This is a genomic window from Bradyrhizobium liaoningense (genome assembly GCF_018130955.1).
GTDB lineage: Bacteria > Pseudomonadota > Alphaproteobacteria > Rhizobiales > Xanthobacteraceae > Bradyrhizobium > Bradyrhizobium liaoningense_C.
Window position 1 is genome coordinate 140,385 of the sequence record NZ_JAFCJM010000004.1, and the last position, 13,788, is coordinate 154,172.

Here is a 13,788-nt window from a genome sequence, read left to right on the forward strand (position 1 = left end):
GTCCTGATGTTTCAGTGCCGAAGCATACGCGCCAGCCGTGAGAACGCCGTCTCGATGCGCACCAGGATTGCTTTCGGCCAAGGTGATATCGCGATCCATTTCAGGTCGATCTCGCCCTCACTCATGAGCGGCCGGGCATAGGCCTGCGCATCGTCAAGGCGTCCGCTCTCCATGAGTGCGGCGATCAGGATGCGCAGGTTCACCTGGTTGTTGGGCAGGAGCGCTGCGACCCGCGTTGCGTGCTCGATGGCCGCGTCGAGATCTTCCATCGCAAAATGTGCCTGGGCCGAAATCATCTCCGCGAACCACGCGTGCCGGTCTCTGGGTGATAGGCGCAGATTGATCGCCGCATCGCGAAGTGCGTCCAGGTAGAGTTCGCAGCGAATATGCACTGCGGCCCGATATGCGAATGCGAGCGCCAGGTTCGGCGTGAGCTCGATCGCACGGTTGAGCTGCTTGAGTGCGCCGACATGATCATGTTTGCATTGCGACAAGGTGTAGCCGCTGACGACGTTGGCGAGCGGATCGGCCGAGTTGCGTTCCAGCGCTCGCTCGGCAAGCGCGCGAGCCGTGTCGAGTTCGCTCAATGCATTCGCAGACCATCCGCGCGCCACGCGCTGCATGTGCCAGATGGCGCTGTAGGACAGGGGCGGCGCCCAGGCTGGGCTGAGGACATGCGCCCGCTCGAAATTGGTTCGCGCCGTGACGAATGTCGTGTAGTCCGGACTGAACATCTGATCATAGCCGACCAGTGCCAACTGATAGGAATCCAGATCGTCAGGTCTTTTCTGCATTGCGCGATGAAGCTCCCGATCGCGAACTTGCGGTGCCAATGAGCGTATGACCTCGACGGCGATGCGATCCTGCAAGTCGAAGACGTCGGCGGCGGTTCCGCTGAGACGGTCGGCACGAACCACTTCGACCGACTCGGTGGCAACGAGCTCGGTCGAGATCCGGATCAGATCGCCGGCGCGCTGAATACTTCCATGAAGCAGATATTGTGCATTGAGATCGCGGCCGATCGCGCGCAGATCCAGTGTCTGCAACATCGGGATCATCGTCGAGCCACGGGAAATGACGAACAGCTCCTTCAGGCTCGACAGGGCCTGAACGACGCTGTCGACGATACCGATCGTGAATTGAGGCTCCAGATTCGGTGATAACGTGCGGAAGGGGAGAACGGCGACCGACGGACGGCTGGCGGCAAATCCGGCCAAGCCGACTGCTTGTGCCACCGTGGAGGGCTGAACCGGCCGCGCGACGGGTTCAGGCTGCTGCTGCCGCAGAGTGGCAATCAGATCCTGCGTGAGTTTATGAGGTTCGATGTCGTAGGCATCCTCAAGCTGACGCCAGAGTCGTGCATAGACCGCGAGGGCAGCGCCAATATTTCCAGCGGCCGCGTGGCCTTTGATGAGAACACGTACGGCCCGCTCGTTCTCGCAATCCAGCCGGTAGATCGCCTTGGCTGCAGTTTCGCCGGCGGCCGAAACGGTTGTTTGGACCTCATCGGGCAGTAACTTTGTCAGTGCATCGATCAGCCGCTCGTGGATCAGCGGTCGTGTCTCCGCAAGCCAGTCCGAAAATGCGGGGTCGATTCCTTCCAGGTCGTCGAGAATATGATCCGTCAGACGATCGTATGCGAGCAGGAGGGGATGGACGATACCGCGCTCGGCGTCCGAGACGATCTCCGCCACGTCAGACGCCACCTGTTCGATCTCGAGTGCTACGTTCAGTTGATCTGCGTGAAAATGCTTGCAGCCGCAAGCCTTCAATTCGCGCTGGATCTGACTCAGCGACTGGCGCAGCGAACCTTTCGCGAGCGAGTCTTCCTTCTCGCTCCAGAGCAGGCCGACCAACTTGGTCCTCGGCAACTGCCTTGAGGAGGAGAGCTTCATATAGCCGAGAAGCGCTTGCGCCTTTCGGCTGAGATCGAGCTCGTGTCCGTCCACGGACGCAGAAAATGTTCCGATAATATTCAGTCTCAGACGGCCGCTTTCGCCTTTGCCAACCGCCTTATCGTCGACCCCAGACATCCCGTCCCATCTCCCGTCGACATCATCGACGCCAGTGTAGGAGAGCAAATTCCGGGACGCCAGACTTGGCGGAATGCAGGCTAGCCGCGGTCCGCGAAGCCAACGATACGTCGGCTCGGGAGTGCAACCGGTCGGATCGGGTAAAGGTCCTAATTGGTCCATATTGGGTTGCGACGCGGTCAATGGTTGCGAAATAACCGAAGTGCGGTCATTGGGCGGAGCAAGGTTGCTGCCCCCACTCGAGCCGACCAGCGTGAAATGATCGTGAACGGGGGCTCCTCGGTCGCCTGTTGTGCCCATTCCTGGGAAAAGAGGGGGCAGTCGGTTCGGCTCGCGAGGATTCACCGACATGCCGGGGTTCGCGGCACGAGGTCGGGCAGGGTCGGACGACGCGGCCGCCGGTATCGGTGGGGGGCTAGCCCGGACGGCCGTCGCAGCGGCGTCTTGAGCTCGCATCGAATTCACGCGCCATTCACGATCAGATTCGAGGATCGCACAGTCCTTCTGAGGAAGATGTGTCGTGCCGGTCCTGCTGCGAAACACCTTCAAGGCCTGGATCGACCATGCACCGGGGGCGCCGCCCAAGCTGGTCATGGTCGGTGATGTACGAGTGCCGACCAATGGCTGGCGCGCGCGGCTGACCAAGCGCTCTCCGCAGGGCATCAATCCGAAGATACTGATCCTGGACGTGAACGCTCAGGAACTCGGCGGCGGCGCACAGGAAGAGATCACCACGATCTCGCTCCGCTACGAGGAGAGTCCGCCCCAGGACGACTACGGTCAGGTGATGATCGCGACCGGCAAGGGCGAAATCGTCGTTCGCATCGGGGGCCCCGGGCCAGGTGAGACTCAGATGAGACACTGAAACATGAGGACTCGCCATGATGCTCGATAGCGCCGGGAGATGGATCATAGCGTTCGCCTTCGGCGTCATCTGGATGTACTCGTGGTCCCTCTTCGACGCCGTTACCGCCATCGCAGCGAAAGGCGATCCGTCAAAGGCGATCGAAGGGCTTCAGTTGGCGGCTGCCGTGGCGCTGGTTGTGCTTCAGAACGTACAGAGCCTTAAGGTGCTGGAGCGGCGATTTCGCGGATCTCTGCATTCCGTCGCGCGCATGCCCGACAGCGTGCGCCGAACTGTCGCGCAAATGCGCAAATCACCGTTCACTTTCGAACACGGCGCTTACCCGTGTCTGACAAGAGGACTCCTTTTGCAGCCCGGCACGGCGAACCAGCTGCTGTTCTACGCCAGATATCGGATAAGTGGCGGACTGAGCAGGCAAACGCCAAAGCGACTGAGAGAGAGCGGCGGTGGTCTGAATCGGCCTGCCATTTGCGCAAGGGCGTCGCCATCGTCCTCCAGGGCTCGAAGGCGGGAATGGAGGTCATCGCCAACCCCAGCGCGATCACGATCTCGTTGAAGTGAGGCGGACGGGAATCGGGAGAGATATCTCATACCGACGCCAGATCGCAACCTCGACGGCGGAGATAGGACAGCATGGGCCATTTGGCTCCGGCCAGGGGACGTGATAGGCGGTGGAAACGCTTACTTCGGGGGAAGTCGAGCACTTGAGGCATTCCGCGCCGCCGCTACACTCTGCTCGAAATTTTCGGAGAAAAAAATGCTCAAAGTTGGACTTCTCGGCGCCGGCCGTATCGGGGCTGTTCATGCCAAGGCCATCTCTTCACATCCGGGGAGCCGACTCGTGGCGATCTCCGACGTCAATGCCGATGCGGCGTCGATGCTCGCCGCCAAATACGGCGCCAAGGCATCGAGCAACGATGAAATACTCGATGACGCGTCCATCGACGCGGTCCTCGTCGCCACTTCAACCAACACGCATTCGGATCTGATCGAAGCGGCGACCAGGGCCGGCAAAGCGGTTCTATGCGAAAAGCCCGTTGATTTGAGCCTTGCGCGAGCTCGAGCATGCCTGAAGGCGGCGGGCGCAACCGGACGTCCCGTGATGATCGGGTTCAATCGTCGCTTCGATCCGAACTTCGCTGCGCTCAAGGCCGCAGCGGACCGCGGTGAGATCGGCAAGACCGAACTCCTGTCGATCACGTCTTTCGATCCGGCTCCGCCGCCGATCCCCTACGTAAAGGTGTCGGGCGGCCTGTTCCGCGACATGATGATCCATGATTTCGATATGGCAAATTTCATCATGGGTGAGCTTCCGAAGACTGTTTATGCATCAGGAAGCTCCATCGTCGATCCGGATATCGGCGCAGCTGGCGATGTCGATACGGCGGTCGTGACGCTGACTTACGGCAATGGCCGCATCGCGGTGATCAAGAATAGCCGTCGTGCAGTTTACGGTTACGATCAGCGCGTTGAATTGCTCGGCTCTGATGGGCTGTTGTCGGCCGCAAATGTTCTCGAGAACACGGTCTCCAAATCCACAAAAGGGGGCGTGACCAGCGCCAAGCCGGAGTTATTCTTTCTCGAACGCTACATGCGGGCCTACGTCGCCGAGTGGGATGCGTTTGTTTCGGCGGTGATTGACAACAAGGCCGTGCCCGTCACGCTGCAAGATGGCGTCGACGCTCTCGCCGTCGCGGAAGCTGCAACGGCATCGCTCAAGGCCGGAACTCCGGTGCCTGTCTGACGAGGTGGGTTGAAGATGCGCGGTGGCAGATTTCGGACGTTGGCCGCGCCCCAAATCTCGCCGGTGCCTTGCGTAGGCATTTTCGATGGGCAGTTGAGGGAAACGGCACGGGAGCAGGCTGCATGGGTACGATTCGGCTGACAGCGGCACAGGCCATGGTGAAATGGCTGTCCTCGCAGTTGACGGAAGATGGCCAGCGTTTCGTCGATGGTGTCTGGGCAATTTTTGGCCACGGCAACGTCGCTGGCCTCGGTGAGGCGCTTCAGAAGGCGGGCAACAGCCTGCCGACCTGGCGCGGCCAGAACGAACAGACCATGGCACATGCTGCGATTGCTTACGCCAAGGCCAAGAAGCGCCGACAAATACAGGCCGTCACGTCCTCCATCGGGCCTGGCGCGACCAACATGGTCACCGCGGCGGCGCTCGCCCATGTGAACCGACTGCCGATACTTTTCATTCCCGGCGACGTGTTCGCCAATCGCAGACCCGACCCTGTGTTGCAGCAGGTCGAGGATTTCGACGACGGGACCGTGTCGGCCAATGACTGCTTCCGTCCTGTCAGTCGCTACTTCGACCGCATCATGCGACCCGAGCAATTGCTGTCGGCACTCCCGCGGGCGCTGCGCGTGATGGTCGATCCGGCGAGCTGCGGCCCGGTGACGCTTTCCTTCTGCCAGGACGTGCAGGCGGAGGCTTATGATTGGCCCGAAGCCTTTTTCGAACCCAAGGTCTGGCGCATCCGCAGGCCGCACCCCGATCGGCGCGATCTCGAGGACGTGGCGGTTCTGATACGCGCGGCCAGGAATCCGGTGATTGTGGCTGGTGGTGGCGTCATTTACAGTGATGCGGAGCAGGAACTTGCCGATTTCGCGACCCGTCATGCGATCCCGGTGATCGAAACCCAGGCGGGCAAGTCCGCACTGGCACAAGGCCACCCGATGAACTTCGGCGCTGCCGGCGTCGACGGTTCTGCCGCCGCCAACGCACTTGCACGCAAGGCGGACCTGGTTGTCGGCATCGGCACGCGCTTTCAGGATTTTACGACCGGCTCGTGGTCGCTTTTCGAAGCAAGGGATCGCCGACTAGTCTCCATCAACGTGCAGGGTTACGACGCAGACAAGCACGGTGCGGCTGGTCTCGTCGCCGATGCAAAGGTTGCACTCGTTGCGTTGAGCGAAGTCCTCGGCGGGCATCGTGCTCGGGCGCCCGACGCGAGCTCGCGAACCGAGTGGCTTGCCGCCGTCAATCGCCACTGCGCAGCGCCAAAGGGCGAGGGGCTACCCACGGACGCGCAGGTCATTGGCGCCGTGCAGCGCGCGACCGGTGAAAACGCCATTGCGATGTGCGCAGCAGGCACCATGCCCGGTGCGCTCAAGCTTCTCTGGCAGCCGAGCCAAGGTGGTTATCACATGGAGTACGGCTATTCCTGCATGGGTTACGAGATCGCCGGCGCCATGGGCCTGAAACTCGCGCGTCCAGAGCGGGAGGTTATCTGCTTCGTGGGCGATGGCTCCTACATGATGGCCAATTCGGAGCTTGCGACCGCGGTCATGCGCAAGGTGCCATTTACCGTCGTGCTCACCGACAACAGCGGCTATGGCTGCATCAATCGCCTTCAGCAGGCAAGCGGCGGTGAGCCGTTCAACAACCTCTACCGGGATTGCAACGTCGAGCAGCAACCTCGGATCGACTTCGTCGCCCATGCCGCATCCATGGGCGCGGTCGCGGTTAAGGCGAAAGACATTGGCGATCTCGAAATGCAGATCGGCTCGGCGCGCGGGCGCGACGTTCCGACCGTCATCGTCATTGAGACCGACCCGACCGATGGCCCCGGCTTCGGCGATGCCGGGCACTGGTGGGACGTCGCCGTTCCGGAGGTGGGCTCCACCGACAAGTTGAAAGACGCTTACGCGCGCTACCTCGAAGGTGCGGCAAAGCAGAGACTCGTGAACTGAGGACAAGACATGATCCGCTTCGGCACCAATCCCATCGCCTGGGCCAACGATGACGACCAGACGCTCGGCGCTGATATCCCGACTGAGCAGATCCTGCGCGAGGCCTCAGAGATCGGCTTCGACGGCATCGAAAACGGACACCGCTGGCCGGATGATCCGGCAGCGCTGAAGCAGTTGCTCGGCTCTCATGGTCTGGCCTTCGTATCCGGCTGGTATTCCCTCAACCTGCTTGCGCAGTCCGTTGAGGACGAGAAGAGGGCAATCCAGCGGCATCTCGACAAGCTGAAATACAATGGTTGCGCGGTCTGCATTGCCTGCGAGACGTCGAACAGCATTCAGGGACATCAGCAACCGCTGTCCCAAAGCCCCGTCTTGTCGCCAGCCGACATGAAGGCCTTTGGCGCCAAAGTCGAGGCGCTCTCGAGCTACACAGCTTCGCAAGGCATCAGCCTCGTCTACCATCACCACATGGGGACTGTGGTCGAAACACCCGAGGAGATCGACGCCTTCATGGCCGCGACCGGTCCTGAGACGCGGCTGCTCTTCGATGCCGGACACTGTTATTTCGGAGGAAACGGACGGGACCCTGCGCCGGTTCTGGCAAAGCATGTCGACCGGGTCAGCCACTTCCACGCCAAGAACGTCCGGCCCGCGGTCATGCAACAGGTCCGGAACAGCGGCATGTCCTTCATGGACGGCGTACGCGCCGGCGTCTTCACCGTCCCTGGTGATGACGAGGGCGGAGTCGATTTCGCACCGCTTCTCAAGATCCTTAGGGCTGCCGGCTATGATGGATGGATCGTCATCGAGGCTGAGCAGGACCCGGCGATCCGTACCCCCTTCAAATACCAGTCCCTCGGCCTGAAGACCCTCAAAGCCGCGGCCGTCGAAGCCGGCCTCGTCTGACGGGTCTGGCTGGGGAACCTGGATTCGAACCAAGACAAACAGAGTCAGAGTCTGTTGTGCTACCGTTACACCATTCCCCAACGGAATTGCCGAACGAAATCAATATCTTATTGAAGTGATCGGCGTCGGCCGGCGGCGCTTTTGGCGCAAATCACGGCTCGGGCGTGGAGGGGTTTCTACCCGCTCGCCCCCAGCCTTGCAAGCGTCGCGGTGGGCGGGACTTTTGCGGTCCACCGGGCGGTTCGGAGCGCGCTCACGCCGAAGCCAGGCGGTGCGATCGCGCGACGGTTTGCCCCATCTTCAAAACGGCGGCGGGTGTCGGCCCACGCGCTCCTGCATCGTCCTTGGGTGAAGCATTCACCGAGGAGATCCCCATGCCCTATGTCGATGGTTTCGTGCTCGCCGTGTCGAAGGACAAGATCGACGCCTACAAGGCGCTCGCGCGCAAGGCCTGCGATGTCTGGATGGAGCATGGCGCGCTCGACTATGTCGAATGTATCGGCGACGACGTTCCCTATGGAACGCTGACCTCCTTTCCGCGTGCCGTGATGGCCACCGAGAACGAGGTCGTGGTGTTTTCCTGGGTCGTCTACCGTGATCGCGAAGCGCGCGACGCCATCATGAAGAAGGTGATGGAGGACCCGCGCCTCAAGGGCGGCGACATGCCCTTCGATGGCAAGCGCATGATCTTCGGCGGCTTTGACACGTTCCTGCAGGCGCGCGTCGCATCGTGACCGTGCGAACTGGCGGCGGTACAGGACGCGGCGGAATAGGGACCCGCAATCCCTCGTGCTGCCTATCGGGCAATCGTTAGTTGCGGGTATGAAGGTCGCTGCTGCGCGCAGCGACCTTCGATCGCCGCTTTCCAATGCGGCATTGTGCAAAGCCATTTCACCTTGCCGGTTCCAGGCTGGCATGCCATCCTGTCGCACCAGGACGCCAAACGAAAAAATCAAAACATAGGCGGGTGGCTGGCCCAGCCTTCACGCGCTTTACGAAGCCTTGGTCGGGGAAACTCTTGGGGAGAGACGTTTCATGAGATTTAAGCACGCGCTCGGGCTGCTTTCTGCGGCCGCAATGTCGCTTGCGCTGGCGGGAGCTGCCACAGCGCAGGACAAGACCGTCAAGATCGGCGTCATCCTGCCGATGTCCGGCGGCACGGCCTCGATCGGCGCCCATGCCAAGGCTGCGCTCGAAGTCGCCGTCGACATCATCAACAACGCCCATCCCGAGCTCGAAAAGCTTCCGCTTGCCAAGAACGCCGGGCTCGCCGGCCTCAGCGGCGCCAAGGTCGAGCTCGTCATCGCCGACAACCAGGGCAGCCCCGCCACCGGGCAGAACCAGGCACTGCGGCTGATCACCGAAGAGAAGGTGGTCGCGATCCTCGGCGCCTACCAGTCCGGCATCACGCTGACCGCGAGTGCCATCGCCGAGAAATACGGCATTCCCTTCCTGACGCCGGAATCGGTTGCCGCCAATCTCACCGAGCGCGGCTTCAAATGGTTCTTCCGCACCACGCCGATCGCGCCCGATTTCGTCCGCATCTACGACCAGTTCCTCACCGACATGAAGGCCGCCGGCGCCAAGACCGACGCGATCGCGCTGGTGCATGACAACACCGAATATGGTTCGTCGGTCGCCAACACCATCGCCACCGGCTTCAAGGAGAAAGGGCGCGCGGGCGTGATCGACGTCGCCTATCCCGTGAACGCCACCGATTTGCAGTCCCAGGTGCTTCAGCTCAAGGAGAAGAAACCCGACGTCGTCCTCATGATCTCCTACACGTCGGATGCGATCCTGTTCGCAAAAACTATGCAGTCGCTCGACTACAAGCCGCCGCTGCTGCTGGCCGACGATGCCGGCTATTCCGATCCATCCTTCATCAAGGCGGTCGGCAAGCTGTCGCAGGGCGTGTTCAACCGCTCGGCCTGGGCCGTCGGTCCTGCCGGCTCGCCCTCCGCGGTCGTTGCCGACATGTACAAGAAGAAGAGCGGCGAGGAGATGGAGGACACGGTCGGCCGCCAGATGCAGGGCTTCTTCGTGCTGGTCGACGCGATCGACCGCGCCGGCTCGACCGATCCCGCAAAAATCCAGGCGGCACTGAAGGCGACCGACCTCAAGCCGGATCAGTTGATCATGGGCTACCAGGGCGTGAAGTTCGACGACAAGGGCCAGAACGTGCTCGCCTCGGCCTACATCATCCAGCTTCAGGACGGCGAGAACTACGTCTCGGTGTGGCCAAAGACCAATGCCGAGAAGGCGCCGATGCTGCCCTACAAGGGCTGGTGATAGTATAAAGGCGGGGCCTCGGGTCCCGCCTTTTTCCTTGGAAAGCCTGGTTAGAGCAGCGCGGCTCATGTCTCTCATTCTCGTGCAGGTGATTGTCGGCGGCCTCCTGTTGGGCGCCGTCTATGCCCTGTTTTCATCCGGCCTCACGCTGGTGTGGGGCATGATGAACATCGTCAATTTCGCCCATGGCGACTTCGTCATGCTCGGCATGTACGTCGCCTTCGTGGTCTACACCTTGATGGGGGGAGGGCCGATCCTCGGCGCGCCGCTGGCGACGCTGGTGCTCGCCACCCTCGGCGTCATCGTCTATTTCGGCCTGATCCGCGACATCATGAAGGGGCCGATGCTGGCGCAGATCCTCGGCACCTTCGGGCTCGCGCTCTTGCTGCGCTACTCCGTGTTCTGGTGGTTCGGCGCCAACTTCCAGTCGCTGCCGCAAAACATTGTCGGCGGCACCTATGCGGTCGCGGGTCTGCGCATCGAGGCCTCGCGGCTGCTGGCCGGCGTCGTGGCGCTTTTGGTGACGCTCGGCTTGCACCTTCTGCTGACCCGCACCTCGCTCGGCTCAAAAATGCTGGCAGTGGCGGAAGACGCGACCGCGGCGCAGCTCATGGGCATCCGGCCCGACACCATGCAGGCGATCGCCTGGGCGATTGCCGCGGGCGCCACGGGCCTTGCCGGCGCGCTGATCGCAAATTTCTTCTACATCGTGCCGACCGTCGGCGAGACGCTCGGCATCGTCGCCTTCGTCACGGTTTCGCTCGGCGGCTTTGGCAGCGTGCCCGGCGCGCTTGTTGCGGGCCTCTTGATCGGCGTCATCGAGTCCTTGTCCGGCTATCTCATCGGCGCCGTCTACAAGGACATCGTGGTGTACTTGCTGTTCCTGTTCTTCCTCTGGTTCCGGCCACAGGGCCTGATGGGGAAGATGTGATGCGGCGTCTGCTCTGGCCTTCGGTGTTTCTTGCGCTTGCGATCGCCTATCCCTTGCTGCTGGCCTCGCCGTTCCAGCAGCGCCTCGGCGCGCTGGTGCTGCTCTATGCGATCGCGGCATCCGCCTGGAACATCGTCGGCGGCTATGCCGGGCAGGTCTCGGTCGGGCACGTCGTGTTCTTCGGCTGCGGCGCCTATGCCGCGATGGGCTCCTACGCAAAATTCGGCCTGTCGCCGCTGTTCGGCATTCCCGGCGGCATCGTGATTGCGGTGGCGCTGGCTGCGATCATCGGCGTGCCGACGCTGCGGCTGTCCGGCCACTATTTCAGCATGGCGACGATCGCGGTCGCCGAGACCATGCGGCTGATCGTCACCAACACCGAATGGCTCGGCGCCGCCGTCGGCCTCTCCGGGCCGACGGTCGCGCGCAACGTGTTCGATCTCTCCTTCATCTCCTCGCTGCCGTACTATTATCTCTTCCTCGGCGTGCTCGTGATCACGCTGCTCATCACCTGGTGGATGACGAACAGCCGGATGGGATTTTACCTGCGCGCGATCAAGGATTCCGAGCGCGCCGCGCGCTCGCTCGGCGCGCCCGCAAGCCGCACAAAACTCTACGCCTTCATGCTGAGCGCGGCGCTGACCAGCGTCGCCGGCGCGCTCTATGCGATGATGGTCGGCTTCGTCGATCCGGAGTCCGGCCTCGGCATCTTGATTTCGGTGAAGATCTTGATCATGGCCGCGCTTGGCGGCGCAGGCCTGCTGTTCGGGCCGGTGGTGGGGGCCGCGATCCTGGTGCCGCTGGAAGAGATTTCCAACTCCTGGCTTGGCGGCAAAGGGGCAGGGCTCACCTTCGTGGTCTATGGCGCGATCATCCTCTTGATCGCGCGCTTCCAACCCGGCGGCATTTTGAGCCTGATCAACCGCACCGTCGGCAAGGACAGGAAGCCGGCGCGCGCGGAAGGAGCGGGCCATGCTCCTTGAGGCACGCGGCATCACAAAGGCGTTCGGCAGTTTCAAGGCGGTGGATGATGCTTCCGTCACGCTGGAGCAGGGCGACATCCTCGGCCTGATCGGCCCCAACGGTGCCGGCAAGTCCACCTTCTTCAACTGCCTCACCGGCGATCTCCAGGCCACTGCGGGCCGGGTGTTGTTCGAGGGGCGCGACATCACCGATCTTCCGCCGGAAGGGCGCGCAGAGCTCGGGCTCGCACGCACCTTCCAGGTCCCGCAGACGTTTGAGGGCATGACGGTGCTCGAGAACGTCATGATCGGTGCCTTCCTGCGCACCTCCCACCGCGCCGAAGCGGAGACGAAAGCGCGCGGGGTGCTGGAGCGCGTCGGCATGATCCGGCTGGCGGATGCGCCGGCGCGTTCGCTCGGCACGCCCGGCCGCAAGCGGCTGGAGATCGCGCGGGCGCTCGCGACGGAGCCAAAGGTGCTGCTGCTGGATGAGGCCATGGCGGGCCTCACGGCACGCGAGGTGCAGCTTGCGATCGATCTCGTGCGCGACATCCACCGCTCCGGCATCACGCTCGTGATCGTCGAGCACATCATGGAAGTGATCATGTCGCTCGCAAGCCGGGTCATGGTGTTCCACCAGGGCAAGGAGATTGCTTGCGGCAGTCCGCGCGAGGTGACGTCCAACCCGGCCGTGATCGCGGCCTATCTCGGCACGCGCGCGGCAAAGGCCGCTGCCGGACATGCGCCGATCGAGCTGATGGGCGGGCCCAACACATGAGCGGATTGTTGCTCAGGATCGAGCACCTAGAGGTGCGCTACGGCGATCTGATCGGCGTGTCCGACGTCTCGTTGGAGGTGCCCGAGGGCAGCGTCGTCGCGCTGCTCGGTTCCAATGGCGGCGGCAAGACCACCACGCTGAACGCGATCGCGGGGCTGATCCCCGTGCATTCCGGCGCGATCAGCTTTCGCGGCGAGGAGATCGCCGGCCAAAACGCATTTGTGATCGTGCGCAAGGGGCTCGCGCTGTCGCCGGAGGGCTGGCGGCTGTTCGTGCAGCAGAGTGTCGAGAACAACCTCCTGCTCGGCGCCACGCCCTTGCACGACAAGTCGCGCAAGGCCTCCCTGCTCGAACGCGTCTACGAGATTTTTCCAAAACTGAAGGAGCGCCGCAGCCAGCGCGCCGGCACCATGTCCGGCGGCGAGCGGCAGATGCTCGCGGTCGGCCGCGCGCTGATGAGCGATCCGAAGCTCTTGATGCTGGATGAGCCGTCGCTCGGCCTTGCGCCTGCGGTCGTCGAGTCCATGTACGAAACTTTCGGCCGCCTGCACCGCGAGGGCCTGACCATCCTGCTCGCCGAACAGTCGATCGAGCTCGCGCTCGAGGTCTCCGACTTCGCAACCGTGCTCCAGGTCGGCAAGAGCGTGCTGTCGGGCACGGCAGCGGCGCTGGCCCAGGATCCCCAGGTGCAGAAGGCCTATCTGGGCGTGGGGTGATGGATTTCCGTTACTTGATTTTGTCGTAGGCCGCCGCAAAGTCGGTCAGTGGCATCGGAATGGCGATCGTCTCCTTGGCCATGTTCTGGAAGGAGACCTTCAACTGCTTGCCCGAATTCAGGCTCGCGAGCAGCTCGGCCGAGATCGGCGTCGAGGCATAGCAGCCGCGGTTCTCGCAGGTCTGGACCTGCAGGTCGATGGCCTTGCCCTCATCGACCTGGAGTTTTGCGCCGGCCGGCAGGTTGAGCCCGAGCGGCAACTGGACGAGCGCGACGGGCACGCGGGTGTCGGCGGGGACGCGGATGTTGATGAGCACGATGAGCTGTCCGGTCTTGGTCAGGACCGCGTTCTGCTCGATCGCGCATTCGAGCGGGGCGTCGCGGCTGACGCTGGAGCAGCGCGCGGCCCAGCCAGGTTGCGGGGCGGGCGCAGCCTCGCCCTGTTGCTGCGGGGCGGGAGCAGGCGTCGCGGCCGGCGCAGGCGCCGCCTTCTGCTTCTGTTGGGCGTGAGCGGTGCCGGTGACGAGCAGGCCGGCGGCAACGAGAGCTGCGAACTTGGATTGCATGTGCATGGATCAACGCTGATTGCTGGAAGGGGGGAAGGATTGCC

12 protein-coding genes and 1 tRNA gene are annotated in these 13,788 nt (G+C 62.8%); 10 read left to right on the forward strand and 3 right to left on the reverse strand.

Translation table 11 applies throughout. The features are described 5' to 3' along the window. Window positions 1-11 precede the first annotated feature (11 nt). On the reverse strand, window positions 12-2,033 hold the full coding sequence (locus JQ632_RS04895) for a BTAD domain-containing putative transcriptional regulator (protein WP_212401154.1): 2,022 nt from the start codon (window positions 2,031-2,033) through the stop codon (window positions 12-14). Between the two features lie 520 nt (window positions 2,034-2,553). Here JQ632_RS04895 and JQ632_RS04900 point away from each other — a divergent pair. The 4 genes from JQ632_RS04900 (at window position 2,554) to iolE (ending at window position 7,503) form a co-directional block, all read left to right on the forward strand. Continuing rightward, on the forward strand, window positions 2,554-2,898 hold the full coding sequence (locus tag JQ632_RS04900) for a hypothetical protein (protein WP_212401155.1): 345 nt from the start codon (window positions 2,554-2,556) through the stop codon (window positions 2,896-2,898). 757 nt (window positions 2,899-3,655) lie between these two features. Further along, window positions 3,656-4,642: an inositol 2-dehydrogenase gene (iolG, locus tag JQ632_RS04905; RefSeq protein ID WP_212401156.1), complete on the forward strand. Its 987-nt coding sequence runs from the start codon at window positions 3,656-3,658 to the stop codon at window positions 4,640-4,642. A 122-nt stretch (window positions 4,643-4,764) separates the two neighbouring features. Continuing rightward, on the forward strand, window positions 4,765-6,597 hold the full coding sequence (gene iolD, locus JQ632_RS04910; protein ID WP_212401157.1) for a 3D-(3,5/4)-trihydroxycyclohexane-1,2-dione acylhydrolase (decyclizing): 1,833 nt from the start codon (window positions 4,765-4,767) through the stop codon (window positions 6,595-6,597). A 9-nt stretch (window positions 6,598-6,606) separates the two neighbouring features. Continuing rightward, a complete protein-coding gene (gene iolE, locus JQ632_RS04915) occupies window positions 6,607-7,503 on the forward strand; it encodes a myo-inosose-2 dehydratase (protein ID WP_212401158.1) in 897 nt (298 codons plus the stop codon). Between the two features lie 6 nt (window positions 7,504-7,509). Here iolE and JQ632_RS04920 read toward each other — a convergent pair. Beyond that, window positions 7,510-7,583: transfer RNA gene (locus JQ632_RS04920), tRNA-Gln, on the reverse strand. 294 nt (window positions 7,584-7,877) lie between these two features. Here JQ632_RS04920 and JQ632_RS04925 point away from each other — a divergent pair. The 6 genes from JQ632_RS04925 (at window position 7,878) to JQ632_RS04950 (ending at window position 13,179) form a co-directional block, all read left to right on the forward strand. Continuing rightward, window positions 7,878-8,237, forward strand: coding sequence for a DUF1428 domain-containing protein (locus tag JQ632_RS04925; RefSeq protein ID WP_212401159.1), 360 nt, complete (start codon window positions 7,878-7,880; stop codon window positions 8,235-8,237). Window positions 8,238-8,538: 301 nt separating this feature from the next. Beyond that, window positions 8,539-9,792: an ABC transporter substrate-binding protein gene (locus JQ632_RS04930; protein WP_212401160.1), complete on the forward strand. Its 1,254-nt coding sequence runs from the start codon at window positions 8,539-8,541 to the stop codon at window positions 9,790-9,792. 67 nt (window positions 9,793-9,859) lie between these two features. Beyond that, window positions 9,860-10,723, forward strand: coding sequence for a branched-chain amino acid ABC transporter permease (locus tag JQ632_RS04935; protein WP_212401161.1), 864 nt, complete (start codon window positions 9,860-9,862; stop codon window positions 10,721-10,723). After that, window positions 10,723-11,706 carry a branched-chain amino acid ABC transporter permease gene (locus tag JQ632_RS04940; RefSeq protein ID WP_249151389.1) on the forward strand — a complete coding sequence of 328 codons (984 nt, stop codon included), beginning with the start codon at window positions 10,723-10,725 and terminating at the stop codon, window positions 11,704-11,706. The genes JQ632_RS04935 and JQ632_RS04940 overlap by 1 nt, the downstream gene beginning before the upstream one ends. After that, window positions 11,696-12,463: an ABC transporter ATP-binding protein gene (locus JQ632_RS04945; RefSeq protein ID WP_212401162.1), complete on the forward strand. Its 768-nt coding sequence runs from the start codon at window positions 11,696-11,698 to the stop codon at window positions 12,461-12,463. Before JQ632_RS04940 ends, JQ632_RS04945 begins: the two co-directional genes overlap by 11 nt. Continuing rightward, a complete protein-coding gene (locus JQ632_RS04950) occupies window positions 12,460-13,179 on the forward strand; it encodes an ABC transporter ATP-binding protein (RefSeq protein ID WP_212401163.1) in 720 nt (239 codons plus the stop codon). Before JQ632_RS04945 ends, JQ632_RS04950 begins: the two co-directional genes overlap by 4 nt. Before the next feature lie 10 nt (window positions 13,180-13,189). Here JQ632_RS04950 and JQ632_RS04955 read toward each other — a convergent pair whose 3' ends face one another. Next, complete coding sequence (locus tag JQ632_RS04955) at window positions 13,190-13,750, reverse strand: invasion associated locus B family protein (RefSeq protein WP_212401164.1); 561 nt, start codon at window positions 13,748-13,750, stop codon at window positions 13,190-13,192. Window positions 13,751-13,788 lie beyond the last annotated feature (38 nt).

Coding starts and splice junctions, on each gene's coding strand:
- JQ632_RS04895 (WP_212401154.1), bottom strand. CDS start 2,033: ATGTCTGGGGTCGACGATAAGGCGGTTGGCAAAGGCGAAAGCGGCCGT.
- iolG (WP_212401156.1), top strand. CDS start 3,656: ATGCTCAAAGTTGGACTTCTCGGCGCCGGCCGTATCGGGGCTGTTCAT.
- iolD (WP_212401157.1), top strand. CDS start 4,765: ATGGGTACGATTCGGCTGACAGCGGCACAGGCCATGGTGAAATGGCTG.
- iolE (WP_212401158.1), top strand. CDS start 6,607: ATGATCCGCTTCGGCACCAATCCCATCGCCTGGGCCAACGATGACGAC.
- JQ632_RS04925 (WP_212401159.1), top strand. CDS start 7,878: ATGCCCTATGTCGATGGTTTCGTGCTCGCCGTGTCGAAGGACAAGATC.
- JQ632_RS04930 (WP_212401160.1), top strand. CDS start 8,539: ATGAGATTTAAGCACGCGCTCGGGCTGCTTTCTGCGGCCGCAATGTCG.
- JQ632_RS04935 (WP_212401161.1), top strand. CDS start 9,860: ATGTCTCTCATTCTCGTGCAGGTGATTGTCGGCGGCCTCCTGTTGGGC.
- JQ632_RS04940 (WP_249151389.1), top strand. CDS start 10,723: ATGCGGCGTCTGCTCTGGCCTTCGGTGTTTCTTGCGCTTGCGATCGCC.
- JQ632_RS04945 (WP_212401162.1), top strand. CDS start 11,696: ATGCTCCTTGAGGCACGCGGCATCACAAAGGCGTTCGGCAGTTTCAAG.
- JQ632_RS04950 (WP_212401163.1), top strand. CDS start 12,460: ATGAGCGGATTGTTGCTCAGGATCGAGCACCTAGAGGTGCGCTACGGC.
- JQ632_RS04955 (WP_212401164.1), bottom strand. CDS start 13,750: ATGCACATGCAATCCAAGTTCGCAGCTCTCGTTGCCGCCGGCCTGCTC.